8 protein-coding genes and 2 pseudogenes are annotated in these 12,235 nt (G+C 44.7%); 8 read left to right on the top strand and 2 right to left on the bottom strand.

The window, feature by feature from the left end; translation table 11 throughout:
- Positions 1-76 precede the first annotated feature (76 nt).
- Positions 77-1,495, top strand: a complete 1,419-nt coding sequence (locus tag FW758_RS19490; protein WP_259482080.1) for a DEAD/DEAH box helicase — start codon at positions 77-79, stop codon at positions 1,493-1,495.
- A gap of 219 nt (positions 1,496-1,714) precedes the next feature.
- Positions 1,715-2,821: a CobW family GTP-binding protein gene (locus FW758_RS19485; RefSeq protein WP_446446255.1), complete on the top strand. Its 1,107-nt coding sequence runs from the start codon at positions 1,715-1,717 to the stop codon at positions 2,819-2,821.
- A gap of 135 nt (positions 2,822-2,956) precedes the next feature.
- Here FW758_RS19485 and FW758_RS19480 read toward each other — a convergent pair whose 3' ends face one another.
- A complete protein-coding gene (locus FW758_RS19480; protein ID WP_446446254.1) occupies positions 2,957-3,718 on the bottom strand; it encodes a substrate-binding periplasmic protein in 762 nt (253 codons plus the stop codon).
- A gap of 400 nt (positions 3,719-4,118) precedes the next feature.
- Here FW758_RS19480 and FW758_RS19475 point away from each other — a divergent pair, with 400 nt between their 5' ends.
- On the top strand, positions 4,119-4,643 hold the full coding sequence (locus FW758_RS19475) for a DUF3087 domain-containing protein (protein WP_446446253.1): 525 nt from the start codon (positions 4,119-4,121) through the stop codon (positions 4,641-4,643).
- Positions 4,644-4,738: 95 nt separating this feature from the next.
- Here the strand turns inward: FW758_RS19475 and FW758_RS19470 are convergent.
- Positions 4,739-6,278: pseudogene (locus FW758_RS19470) on the bottom strand (MFS transporter).
- Between the two features lie 400 nt (positions 6,279-6,678).
- Between FW758_RS19470 and FW758_RS19465 the strand changes: the two are divergent.
- From FW758_RS19465 to FW758_RS19445, 5 genes and pseudogenes are all read left to right on the top strand, one after another.
- Positions 6,679-8,034, top strand: a complete 1,356-nt coding sequence (locus FW758_RS19465) for an MATE family efflux transporter (protein WP_446446252.1) — start codon at positions 6,679-6,681, stop codon at positions 8,032-8,034.
- Positions 8,035-8,516: 482 nt separating this feature from the next.
- The gene (bdpA, locus tag FW758_RS19460) at positions 8,517-10,028 is read left to right on the top strand and encodes a BAR domain-like protein A BdpA (RefSeq protein WP_446446251.1); all 1,512 of its coding nucleotides are present in this window, start codon (positions 8,517-8,519) and stop codon (positions 10,026-10,028) included.
- Positions 10,029-10,808: 780 nt separating this feature from the next.
- On the top strand, positions 10,809-11,567 hold the full coding sequence (locus FW758_RS19455) for a hypothetical protein (protein WP_446446250.1): 759 nt from the start codon (positions 10,809-10,811) through the stop codon (positions 11,565-11,567).
- Positions 11,568-11,642: 75 nt separating this feature from the next.
- Positions 11,643-11,867 (top strand): annotated as a pseudogene (locus FW758_RS19450) (transposase); the annotation flags it as partial.
- On the top strand, positions 11,867-12,214 hold the full coding sequence (locus FW758_RS19445; protein ID WP_006080873.1) for a hypothetical protein: 348 nt from the start codon (positions 11,867-11,869) through the stop codon (positions 12,212-12,214). The pseudogene FW758_RS19450 and the gene FW758_RS19445, both read left to right, overlap by 1 nt.
- Positions 12,215-12,235: the final 21 nt, after the last annotated feature.

Below are 12,235 nucleotides of genomic sequence, written 5' to 3'. Positions count from 1 at the left end.
TAGACTCCGCGGCCCCGCGTTGGGGCATTGAGTATCACCTCGCATCAAAGTTTTACTACTTAGCTAAAGAGTCCCTATGAAATTTGAAACACTCGGTTTATCTTCTCCTATTTTGAATGCGATAACTGAGTGTGGCTATCAGCAACTCACTCAAGTGCAAGAGAAAGTGATCCCGCTTGCCTTTGAAGGCAAAGACATTATGGCCTGCGCCCAAACGGGTACAGGTAAGACGGCTTCCTTTGCTCTGCCTGTACTTGAAAAGCTGGCGGCTGAGTCTTTAACAAATGACAGCAATGATAAACCGATTTTACGCGCGTTGGTGATGACTCCCACCCGTGAACTCGCGATTCAAGTCTGCGAAAATATCCAGAAATACAGCCAGTTCCTGCCACTGAAAACCTTAGCGGTTTACGGCGGCGCCAACATGAATCCCCAGCGTAAAGGGGTAGAGCAGGGCGTTGATATTTTGGTGGCAACCCCAGGTCGTTTATTCGATATTATCGGCCAATTCCAGTTAGATCTGTCGAGCGTCACGACCTTAGTGATCGACGAAGCCGACCGCATGTTAGACATGGGCTTTGTGCGCGACATTGAAAAAGTGAAACGCTTAATTGCGCCGCAGCATCAAACCATGTTGTTCTCTGCCACGTATAGCGATGCGGTGAAACAACTTGCCGAGAAAATGCTGAATGAACCTCAGTGGGTGAATGTTGCCGATACGACAACGGCATCTACAGTAGTGCAGGAAGTGTATCGCGTTGATAAACGTCGCAAAGCCGAGCTGTTGTCAGAACTCGTTGGCCGCAACAATTGGCGTCAAGTGTTGGTTTTTGCCAGCACGAAAGAAAGCGCCGAGCATTTATTGCAAGAATTAAAGCTTGATGGCATAGCCGCAGGCGTGTTCCATGGTGATAAAACTCAAGGCGCCCGAAATCGGGTGTTAGAAGAGTTTAAAGCCAGTAAATTACGTGTGCTGGTGGCAACCGATGTGGCTGCACGTGGGTTAGACATTCATGCCTTGCCTATGGTAATCAACCTTGAATTGCCTTTCCTTGCCGAAGATTATATCCACCGTATTGGTCGTACAGGCCGTGCAGGATTAACCGGCCGCGCGATTTCGTTCGTGTCACCTTCTGACGATGAAATGCTTGCTGAAATTGAAGCTTTGATTGAGCAAAAGCTGCCTGTGTCGGTACAACCGGGTTATGAAGAAGGCACGCCTTTACCTGCCCGCTACCGTGATGCGCCAGCGGCACCGATTAAGCCGATTGGAAAGTGGAGCCATAAGGCGCCTCAGGATCGCACTATTGGTCAGTCCCGTCAGGGCAAGTACGCTAAAGGTAAAGCGCAGGACAGCAAAGTCGGTGGCGAGAAATCTTCTAGCCGTGCTAAGCCTGCTTCAGGCTCAGGTAAGCCGTTTAATGCGACTAAACCTAAGTCAAATTTGGTGAGCAATAAGTCAGGTTTTGGCTCTCGCGCAAATAAGTCAAAATAAGTTAAGTCTAAATAAGTTAAATCAAAATAAGCTAAGCCCAACAATCAAGGCTAATAAGCGCCAAGCGCCTGTTAGCCTCGCTGTTTGACGTTTGCCTAGTTTGTTAAATAGCCCGTCGCCATTCTAAAAGCGCATCCTCACCGATGCGCTTTTTGTTGAGCTTCAAAGCCAATACTTCTACACTCGAGCGCCAAGCTTTCTATTCGAGCGAGTTTCCTTATGATTATCAAAGCGATTCCCACCAATATCATCACAGGTTTTTTAGGAGTAGGTAAAACCTCTTTGATTAAACAATTGCTGGCGACTAAACCCGCGGATGAGACTTGGGCTGTGCTGGTCAATGAGTTTGGTGAGGTCGGCATTGATGCGGGGTTACTGAACTCCTCCGATAACGGCATACAAATTCGTGAGGTGGCGGGTGGCTGTATGTGCTGCGCCGCGGGCGTACCGACGCAAGTGGCAATCAATCAGTTGATTGCGAAAGCGAAACCTGACCGCTTACTGATAGAACCGACTGGGCTTGGGCATCCTAATGAAATCATTAAAGTATTGAGTGCGCCCCATTATCAGAATGTGATTTCACTGCGCAGTACTTTATGTTTGGTGGACGCGCGTAAAATCCACGATCCTCGCTATCGCGAACATGCAAACTTCATCCAACAGCTGCAAGTGGCCGATGTGATTATCGCGACTAAGTCAGATTTATATGATGCCGAAAATACCAAGTTACTCTATGAGTTACAGACCTATTTAAGCCATATCGAACGCACTGATATTCCTGTGGTGAGCCACACTAACCAGCAACCTTTACCTAGCGCGCTGCTGGATTATTTAAACCAACCAAGGCGCGTGTCACTCAACATTAGCAGTAATGGTGGCATAGTCCCTAAGCTAGGTAATCTTACAACGACTGCTCCTAGCTTGTTCCGCACGGGTGGTTCGCGTTTGAGTGAGCTAAGCCTTTTTGCCGAAGGTGCAATCGAAGTCGCACTCGATTTTGATGCACGCGGCATAGTGCGTAAGCAGAATCAAGGCGAAGGCTGTTTTAGCTGTGGCTGGGTGTTTGAGCCAAGGCAAGAGTTTGATTTTGATAAGTTAATGGCATTTATTCAGCGCCACACTCAGTCATCAGACGTCGGGCAAGTGTTGCTGAGATTAAAGGCCGTGATGATCACTTCTGAAGGGATAGCTGGATTTAACTGGATTGATCATGAGTTTACTGTGGTTGAACTCGATGACAGCTTAGATTCCAGACTAGAGATGATTACCATGGACGAAGTCAATTGGGACGAGATTGAGCAGCAGTTGCTCGCCTGTCTTTGCTAACGATTAACTGCTCACTGGCTTCCCATCGCCCTTTATTACACATGTGAGCATAGGTCAGGCGGGGGCGAATACGCTTGGATCAGTAGCGCAGGAGCAGTTGTGCTGAATTATATGCGCAGTAGCAGTCGCGCAGGCTCAGTAAGGCAAGGTTACGCGATATTTTTGGCCGAGTGTCGTAAAGGTGCCATTTTGGATCATCTCATCGAAAAAACTGTCAAACCTATGTCTTAAGGGATCAAATTTCGCCTGTTTCGGAAATGCCATAAAACCATCTTGGACATCGATTATCGGCGTGATTGGGGTAATTGCCTTAGGGATTTTGATTTGGGCAAGCACGGCATCGGTATTACGGCTGTTTGTGGCGAGTAAATCTAAATCCCCCCGAGAGAGGCGTTCTATCCCGCTTTTAATATCGACAAATTCATTGATGTTCAATGATTTAGTTTGTTCATTAAACGTCGGGCCATAACTCCAACCCTGCATCTTACCAATCCGTTGACCTTTAATGCTGGCATAGTCGCCATTCCATACTATTTCATTGCCTACACGTGCATAGAACACCATGTTATCGCGGTAAAACGCTTTCGTCGCAAAAGCCAAGTTTGCTTCACGCTCTGGGGTATCGTAGGGACCAATAAGAATATCTGCTTGGCCACGTTCGACCATAGAAATCGCGCGGCGCCAAGGGGTAATTTGATAGTGAATGTTCACACTTTGCTGCTGGGCGAAGCGATTTAAAATATCGACACCTAAGCCGGTATATTCGCCATTGGGCTGTAGTTCGAAAATTTGGCTGAAGCTCGCACCCACCGCGAGCAGGTCTTTGGCCTGCGCAGTCAAGCAAAGGCTGCTGAGCGCCAAAAGGACGACTTGTGCAAAGGCTTTGCTGAGTATCATGGCATTCCTTGTGTGGTTTGAATGCGGGAACTTAAGGCACGGTATCTTGTAAAAAGCGGCGATATCGTTAGGACATTCATTGAAGTAAAGGTTAGCAAATTTTACCCTGATTGGGGCGCACGTTAACATTTTAATGTTTTGAGATAAACGCAAGATTATTTTTCATACGCTGAATCGCAAGGGCATTAAGCCGTTGTTCTTCAATTGATACATCATCCTATCCTTCAGACTGTTTAATGATACCTAAAGGTGTCAATTTGTATCGCTTGCGGGTGAGGATGAGAAATGTATTTTAGTTATGCGTTTAAATCTGTTAAGGCCGAATAAAGGGGATTGCGGTATGCTCTGCCACTAATTGATTGATACGCCAACGCTAGGCGGCCTATTTGAGCGGGATGTTATGAAGCTGCAGGAAATAGATAAAACCTTGTACCGTAAAAACATGAATTTATTCATCGTAATTTTAGTTGTTAGCTTAGTCGTGCTGTCACTGATTTTTGGAGCTGGGTTGATTGCGCTGTTTGGTGCGACGCCTGTGCCGGGTGAGCCTACAGGTAATTTCCATTTGAATCTCTTAGGGGTGATTTTCAGTCTGGGTCTGTGTAGCGCAGTGATTTACAACTTGAAGGACAAACCTTTCTTCAGCGAAATTTATTATGTGTGGCAATTAAAGCAGCTCCATAATCGTATCTATCGCAAGTTGATTAAGATTAAAGCCGCAGCGGCGCAAAATGATATTAATGCTTTGATTATACTGCTTTTTTATTACACGAGTTTAAGGCAAGTGTATGAACTCGATGACAATACGCTGACCTTGCCAGCGCTGGCTCAAGATCTCAATCGTTTGAATACACAAATCGAGAGCTTAGGTTTATTGCTGTCGCCTGAACAATTTACGCCTGATCTGCTGACGCGTCCTTTCTGAAACTGACAAGGCAAGATGAAGATCGCTCCTCACCTTGCCCTTATCTAGCCCTTGTCTTTATCGCCCTTACCCCGAATGAGGTCAGCGAGTCCCGCTTAGGCGGCTTGCTGGGCTCTTTGCAGTGTGAGTAACCACTTACCATAGATAAAAATCCCCACCGCTGAGATAGTCCCTATGGCGGCGATGATATACCACGCCATGCCAATGTTATGGCTGTGGTACAACATCTGGGTAAGATCCTGGGCGCTTTCACCTGTGTAGCTCACCAAGGTAGTAAAGGCTTCACCTTGGGGAATGGCGCTAACCTCAGTGCTATTCATGCCGCGCTCTAGTAATAAATCCCGCGAAAACAATTCCTTTGATGCATAAATTTCATAGAGTTTAGGGCCAAAGTAGCCTTCTAATCCCCAGCCGATCCCTTGGGGCAACATCACAAAGCCCAAGTACATGGCTTTTTTACCTTCGGGCGCTATGTTGCCCATAAACTCATTTTTCTTCGGGCTAATCATCATTTCGCCAATGGAGAACATGGCAATTGCGAGCACGATAAACCAAGCCGCATGGAAGGCGCCGATAAACACAAAGGCCAAAATACTCAGTAAACAACCAACAAACATAGCAGTAGTGATGCGGTATTTAGCCGTCAGTGCGGCGACGATAAAACAGCTGGTCATGATCATGCCGGCATTAAGGTTGAGCATGCCTTCTGGCATCACCTTAGTGCCTTCGTTATTGAGGCCAAGCCAAAATTGCAGAATGCCGTTACTGGTGCCTTCGCTGCCAAAAAGGGATGTGACGATTACGCTGGTATCGACCCATTCGGAAATATGGATAGGCAACACATCGAATAGGGCATTGTACAAGAACCAAAAGCCTGCAAATACCAACATGTAGTAGATCACAATCGGTTTTTTCAGCTCACGCCAAGCATCACGCCACAGGGCTTCTTGTTTGACTTCACCCGACTTGATTTGTTTGTTACGTGCGAGTCGCTCGGCTTTGCCTGGTTCTGTATAGGTCAGTAAAAATAAGAAGTTGAGTGAGATAATCGCGGCGCAGGCGAAAAACACATTGTCCCACGACAATTGGCGCATGTGCACGGCCACTAACGGCCCGAGGAAACCGCCAATGTCGACGACTTGGTAAAAATGCCCCAAGCCATAGAGGTATTATTGCGATTGGTGGACAGCACTAAGGTGCCTTGAATACCCGGTTTAAATATCCCTGTGCCGATGGCAAGGAGTAATGCGCCAGCAAGGAAACCCCAAAAACTGGGAAAGAATGCCATCACCAGATAGCCAAAAATTTTAATGATGGTGGAGCCAAAGATGGTTTCTTTGTAGCCGACGCGGTCAGACATGCCGCCAGTGAACACGGGCACAAAGGTTTGCATGATCGCCCACAGGGAAATAATAATGCCGTAGTCGCTTAGGCTGATCCCAAGGCCGCCCCAGACTCAGGCGCTTTAGCGTACAGCCCCGCACTGGCTTTGACGCCGTAGTAGGCGATACGCTCGACTAACTCCATCCCGCCGACCAGCCAAAACACATAACCTAAGCTAGTAATGGAGGCCCACATACCGAGCTGTTTGACTTCCCGCAGGTCGTTGCCTGCATTTGGACTATTCTGACTCATGTCCTTCCCTTATTATTGTTATTGAATTTATTATTAATTAAGCCATTAATTATCAATATCTTAAATTTTTATAGTTAATCATTTCATCTTGCTAAAATACGCGAATAGGCTTGCTTGAGCTGATACTTTACCTAATTCGGCCTTAAACACCAAAAAAGTAGCAAAAAATGATGAGTTAGCCTACATCTGTTATTGGACTGTGCTCGGTTTGTCATTTGACTGAAATTGGACTGTGTAGACTTAAGTCATTGTGATGATTAATCTTTGTGGTTACATCTTCATACTTAACTTGCTTTGAGTTACGGCTGATTTTAGGTACAATCCATTGTCGCATTTTTGTTCACCCGATCATTTTTCTAAATAGATACGACTCTTGCCCCCTTTTTTGTGAGAAACGCTAATGACAGCAATAACATCTAATCATGCTCCTGCGGATATGAGCCTGCTCGAGGAGCCGATTGCGAAGCTTTTTTGGCGCTATACCATACCCACCATTGCCTCTATGTTGGTGACGGGCGTCTATGTGACGATTGATGGCATCTTCGTTGGCCACTATTTGGGTGAAACTGGGCTGGCGGGGATGATGTTAGCCTATCCAGTCGGCGCTATTTTGTATGCGATTGGCGCCATGATCGGCATGGGTAGCGCAGCATTAGTGTCGATCAATCTTGGTCAAGGCAATGTGGCTAAGGCCCGTAAATTGCTCGGTAATGCCTTTAGTTTGTGTTTATTCGCAGGGGCCATTATTTCCCTCATTGGTGGGATATTCTCGCGGGATATTTTGATCGCCCTCGGGGCGCAGGGGGACATTCTCGAAAACGCCAACGAATACCTGTTCTGGTATTTTGCCCTGTGTCATTTCCCCATTATTTCAATGACCTTCACCACATTGCTGCGTAATGATGGTCGGCCATCCATGGTAACTTGGGTACTGATCTTGGGCGGTGTATTAAACACTTTCTTAGATTGGCTGTTTATTGTGGTCTTCCCCTTTGGTTTAGCGGGCGCTGCGATTGCGACTATGATGTCGCAGGCGGTGACGGGGCTTTTGTGTTTGCAGCACTTTTTCAGTCCTCGGACTCAGTTGAGGATCGACCTTGAGCAGATGAAGCTTAAGCTCGACAATTGCTTGAACATAGCCCGTGTGGGTTTCCCTAGCTTTTTGATGAACCTTTATTTATCGATAGTGTTAACCCTACACAACACAGCTTTTTTGTGGGTGGGCGGCCCCTTACACGTGGCAGCCTATGGCGTGGTGAGTTACACAGAAGCGTTTTTCTATTTGATTTTTGAAGGTATTGCGCTCGGCACGCAGCCAATTTATAGCTTTAATGCGGGTGCAGGGCGTTTCGACCGTGTCAAGCAAGCACGCAATATTGCCTTTGGCATGACGCTACTCACCGCAGCCTTGGGCTTAGCATTGATTTATTCTCGCCCTGATTGGTTAGTGTATTTGTTTGCCGGTGATAATCAGAACCTAACGCCCGTGGCGATTGAAGGGATGCGCTGGTATTTCTGGGGCTTACCTATGGAAGGCTTAATCTTAGTCGGTGCGAGTTTCTTCCAAGCGATTAATTGTTCGAGACAAGCCTCTATGCTGACGGGCGCGAAACTTATCTTGATCGCGGCGATTATCTATTGTTTCGCTTGGATGTTTGGCGTGATTGGCGTGTGGATATCGCTCGCAACCTGTAGCACTATTCTGACGATATGGATGTTCTACGCCATGAAGCGAGTCGAGGCGCGGCTGCAATAATCCTGTTTTGCTTGGATCTTGGTTTTGGCTGTTTTTTTGCGTGCGCTGATGATGAGGGAAGAGGGCAAAGGAAGGCGAAAGACGCGGCCAGACAAGCGGTAAGAATAGATATATGCACAGAGGCATAAGTGGTTAGTTTTCCCTGAGTTTCATACTCGATTTTACAATTGATTTAACCATTAATTTCACTATTGTTTTCAGTATCGGGGCGATTCATGGCCCCGATTGCCATTCAACGACTATCTTTCTGCGCCAAACATGACTTAGGGCTAGCGTGGGATGATGGCCTCTGATACATTTCGCTGGTTTAATCTACTATCAAAAATGACGCCTTCAAGCGGGCGGTTTTTTCGAGGTCATAACCCTCAGAAAACAAGTCTAATTCGCTTTGAAGCTTAGGTCAGCTGATCGTCGATATAACTGGGTATTGAGCCGAATGACTCGCTCGTTGATTTTAGTAATTTATGTTTTATGAGGCCCTTATGCGCACCACTGCAGTCATTTCTATGCTGTTGCTTGGCGTGTTAACCAATGTTAATGCCAGTGCCAAAGAGAATGAGTTAGTGTTTGCCAGCGACTTTGAAGGTAATCGTTTATCTCAACCTTGGTCGTGGATCATGGGTTGTCAATTTGAAGGCGCGGAACCCCACAGTGGCGAAAGTGCGTTGTTATGTGCCGAAGGCAATAGCAGCATAGTCAGCAAGTATCCCATTTCTGAAGCGGGTCTATTGGAGTTTTGGGTTAAAACTCAAAATACTCAAACCCAGTATCGGATCAATGTATTAACCTCACCAGTATTAAAGCTCGATGCCCAGTGGCAGCATGTTGCCTTAATCGATATCACTCCGGGTGCGAACGAGTATTTAGCGCACCGAGTCTCTATCGACGATCCGAGCCGCCAGTATATTCGCCTCGACATTGAGTCCATTAATGGCCCCATCAGTCTGGATGATTTGAGTTTAGATAAAATTCGCCTCGATATGGCCCTGCAAAAAAATGAGCAGAAAATTATCGGCGGGATTTTAGATAAGCTTAAAGCTGACAAGAACTACGAAGTGCAGTCTGAGTCATTCCGCACCTTAGGCAAAAACTACGCCGCCCAGCTTGAGAGCCAAAGACAATACCTCGAATACTCGAATGCCATCTATTCCAGTATCACCTTTGTGTTGGCAACCACTGAGCGCAACAAGATGTCTAACCCTATGGGATATAACACCTTTAGGTCGGTGCTATCCGACACTAAACGTGTGGCATCACCTATCCAGCAGGCACGCTTGGGCTCTATGGTGAAACCCTTTGGCGATTTAGCCACCGCGACCTTAAATGTGGTCAGTGCCGGTGCTTATTCCGCCTTCGCCGAACCTTTTAAATCATTCTTGGCCGCGACCTTCGATCGCTCCAACTATGACAACAGCGACTTGAGCCGTAGCGATAAAAAGTTTGCCGAAGAAAATGGCCTGAAAATTTATCAGCAGGCCGAACGCTTTATGTCTGAAATCGAAAAAGAGCTGCAACAGGTCACGGCACTAGACAATGATTTAGTCAGCATGCAGAAGAACTTAGATACGTTCCGTAAGGATCTCGATAAGCATTTACGCGGCTATTTACAGCATGCAGGCATTGCTCGCACGCCTGAAAACTACAGCCGAGTGATGAGTAAAGACGAGCAAACCCGAGCACTTGTGATTACTGAGGCCAGTGCCAATATCAGCGCCAAAGCCGAAGCTTTGCTAGCTTCTAATAGCAATGCGGAACTGGTGCAGTACATGATTAAAACCACTGAGAAGATTGATGAATTTCAAGAATTCAAGGAGCGTTTTAACCAGATCACCTCGGCCATGCTAACCTTCTACGATAAATTTGAACGTTCGATTGCCACTGAACAAAACCCCTTCACCGACCCAAGCGATCGCGCCGTATGGGAGCTACACGCCCAAAGCGCCCGTAACTACATTCGCCAGTCGAAGGAAGCCTTCACTAAAGCCTTTATGTAGTTTATTTCGCGATAGCTTGATGATGTTTGTGAGTGGATCTATTACTGCGTACTTAGTCTGGCGCGGAAAAAGATAAAACTCGAATAAAGTAACAATGCTCGAATAATACTTTAAAACATCAAACTTTAATGGCAGCGTAAGCTTCTTTACGCTGCCACTTTAAATTGAAATTACCTAAAGCAAGTTAACTGAATTCCGCAGCATTCATTGTCATTTTTTCCCCTGTGACTCGCTGTCTTTTTATTTCATAAGAAGTATCCCAGCAGTAGAAAAACACTGCTGCAGAAATTTCAATTTTAGGGAAGTTTTCAAAAATGTTGAACGTGATGCTATATCGGTGATAACTTACTGTCATATTTGTATAATTTTGCCCTAAAAGTTTAAGCTAAAGTATATTTTAGAGGACTCGATAGTCCGAGTTATACATTGTAGGTCTGTAATGGGCCAATCCTATAAGCTGACACAAAAACGCAAGCAAGGACTTATTTTGCTGCAGACCGTCTTAATGCTTCTTCTTGCTGGCACTTGTTTTAGAAGCATCGACTGACACAATTCTATTGTGAGCTGGTGTGGCAATTTTCTAGCATGTTCGCTCGGTTTGATGGTTATTTCTGGCACGCCAATGTGCTTAGAGGCTGGTATATCTTTTTTGTGAAATTAAGCTCATACAGCCTCGATTTGTGTGTCGTTATGATCCTTGGGATGGTCATATACATAAATTTTAATCGAATCTATATCTGGTATTTCTCTTATTGAACTCCTGTATTTCTAGAGGTATTTATGTGCAATTTTTTCATCTACGGTTTTGTTCTACTTCTCTTTCCAATGACTCTCTTTGCTGATGACAATATTTTCTATCATAAAAACGTTATTTATTACAATGGTGACATTAACCAACATGGTTTTGAGAGAGTTAAAGATATTCACTCTCAACATCCTGATGTTACTCGAATAACATTCAATAGTTTTGGTGGGTATGCTGATGTCGGCATTGATTTTGCAAATTGGATTTTGAAGAGAGGCTTAGATATTGAAGTTGATAAATATTGTATATCTTCATGTGCTAACTATCTTTTCTTAGCGGGTAAAAATAAATATTTAAACAGGAAATCTTTTCTTGGTTGGCACGGTGGGGTGTTTCAATTGAAAAATGAAAAATTAACTTCAGTTGATATTTATAAAATATTAAATTTTTCAAATGACTGCAATAGCAATGCATTATCCGACATATATTTAATTACGCCAATAGACAAGATTATAGATGAGAGTCTTTTCTTTAAAGAAATCAATGTGAATATGCTTATTACTGTGTATGGCCAAGTTAAACCGGTAATTTTTTATAGTGACAAACAACAACTTTGGAGTTATACAGCCGAAGCTCTGGCATATTTTGGAGTGAAAAATATAGTTTTATTAGATGATAAGTGGACTCCAGAAAAAATTATTAAAGGTAGATTAGTTACTTATTTCGAGTTAGATGAGATAGAAAAGCAAGTTATAACATCAAAGTTTGTAAGTGAAGCATTTATATCCTACTGATGCGGAAACTAGCGAAGGAATACAGAGACGCCCGAGGAATATAGCGAATACAGGAATACACAGACACCCCGAATCGACCATGCCAGTATCCAGCTGCGCATTCGGGCTACATTAAAAGGTGAGTAGCCAAAAAATCTATTGCCTTTTATCGGTAATGAACACGAGAACCAGCCCAATGGCATTGCGTTTTCCGTAGCGGATTACCTTGAATTGGTGGATAATACAGGTCGAATCATCCGTAATGATAAACGCGGTGCTATCAGTGAAAATAGCGCCAAATTAGAACTTAAGGTCAAATTATGCAAACTGTTCGTGGTTTAGAAATAAGCCAAAAAGTATTACTTGGTGAAGAAGCGTTTATCAAATATAAACGTGAAAATAGAAAATGGTACGCAATCTTGTGCATGGCTCTAGTTTCCATTTTTATCATGGTTGCCTTCGCCATTATCAATAAAGAGTTGGAACTTGGGATTTACATAGGAGCCTTACTGTTTGTGTATTGTATTCCTTTAGGTGTATTAGCATCCAAAAATAAAAGTAGCCCTGCCATATGGGTTTTATTTACTTTACTTTTTACACCAGTTTTGGGTTTCGTTTTTTCTCACGCTTTAATGACAAGAAAAGGTTTCAAGCATGAGTGGCTTTAAGCTCTGATGAATACAAAGACA

The sequence above is a fragment of the Shewanella sp. 1180_01 genome (genome assembly GCF_052850535.1).
This window is presented reverse-complemented; position numbering and strand designations above follow the sequence as displayed.